Below are 1679 nucleotides of genomic sequence, written 5' to 3' on the forward strand. Positions count from 1 at the left end.
AATGGTCTGCCAATGATTTGATTTCTTCCAAATCATCATTCAACTCATAATTGATTACTATTTTGGCAGGTTCACTGATCAATAATCCTGTTTCTATGTTTAGTTCCCTAAGTGCCTTGAGCAATTCCACTCCATAGATTACTCCGCTTGCACCTGTAATAGTTATAAGAATCATTTTTTATCTCCAATTAATAATATTTAATTTATAATATCCTTATTATTATAATAATTTAGATTGTTCAAAGTGTATTGTATCAAATTTGTTTACCCTTTCAGGCAAATCTATATAATTATCCAATTTAAATCTATTGAGTTTATCCTTGTCCTCTTTAGGAACATAAAGGCATATGTCTGCTGAATTGAATCTGGCACTGCTTAAAGCACCTACAATGCTTGAAATCTCATTGAGATGGTATAAGTTTTCTCCAAATGAAACCCATGTTTTCATTTCATCAAATCTTGGGTATTCTGGAAGGCTTAAGATGACATAATTCCTATCCAATCCGAAATCTTCACTGATTTCCTCTTCAGCTTTGGTCAATTTGTCCTTTTCGATTTTGAATATTTTTTCAGGATTTTCAAATCCATTTACAGGTTCTGATTTAGCTACTTTTAGTAGATTTCTGTTGTCAATACGTTCCATTATGTCTCTTGAAAATCCTTCAGAGCTTCTGCACATGCTGATCATGTCTGCATCATCGTATTTATACATTTCATTAGGATTTAAGATGTCTTGGCTGATCATATGTCTTAGGCATCTTCTAAACATTGCATTGATAATTCTTGTAGTGTGGTGTTGATAAACACTTGGATACATTAGATAACGTGCAGTTAAAGCAGCTTCTGCAGCTTGAACTCCCTTAATGTCTAAAATAAGTTCCCTTTTTAATTTTAAATTGCTTATGATCCTTTCAGTATCGATAACACCATAAGCCACACCTGTATAATGGGAATCTCTAATGAGGTAATCCATACGATCCATATCCAATTCTCCAGATATTATCGGACCTAATTTGCCTTCACCATTAATGATGTCAATGATGTCCTTGGTATCAAATTTTTCAGAAAGTTTGTCAGCTAAACTGGTTTCCTTGACTACATATGCAGTTAACTGTTCATGAGGAACATCAAATACAGCTTCTGAAACATGTGAAAATGGACCATGTCCTGCATCATGCAATAAACCAGCCATTCTAACCAATTCTTTTTCATATTCTTCCAATTCCAATTGTTCGGCGAGTTGTGATGCAAGATGCATAGTTCCTATGGAATGTTCAAAACGGGAGTGATTTGCTCCAGGATAAATTAATGATATGAATCCTAATTGTTTGACCCTTCTTAATCTTTGAACTTGAGGGTAGTCCAACACTTCCACTTCAAATTCACTTAGCGGCAAGTTTCCATGAATACTGTCTCGGATAAATTTTTGACGTGACATGATAAACACCATATAATAATTTTTTTAGTTAAGAATTTTATAAATTTTTTATTTTTATTCTCTATTCTTTCTTTTGCTTAATTCAGATATTTTAATTTTCAATTATTCAATAATTATCTAATGATATTTATAAAATACTTATTTAATAAAGTTTTCTAAAATTTAAATTAATCTTTGCTTTTATTTTCAATTTTTTTAGTAGTTTAATTATAATTTTATAATTTCAATCAATATTTTTGAT

The 1679-nt window shown here is 31.0% G+C and carries 2 protein-coding genes; both read right to left on the reverse strand.

The window, feature by feature from the left end; genetic code table 11:
- Positions 1-175, reverse strand: a 175-nt coding sequence (locus ACKI67_RS10540; protein ID WP_407463496.1) for a flavoprotein, incomplete at its 3' end; no start/stop codon positions are given.
- 45 nt (positions 176-220) lie between these two features.
- Complete coding sequence (locus ACKI67_RS10545) at positions 221-1441, reverse strand: HD domain-containing protein (RefSeq protein WP_407463497.1); 1221 nt, start codon at positions 1439-1441, stop codon at positions 221-223.
- Between the last annotated feature and the right edge of the window lie 238 nt (positions 1442-1679).

Origin of the sequence: Methanobrevibacter sp., assembly GCF_045577275.1 — an archaeon.
Lineage (GTDB): Archaea > Methanobacteriota > Methanobacteria > Methanobacteriales > Methanobacteriaceae > Methanobrevibacter.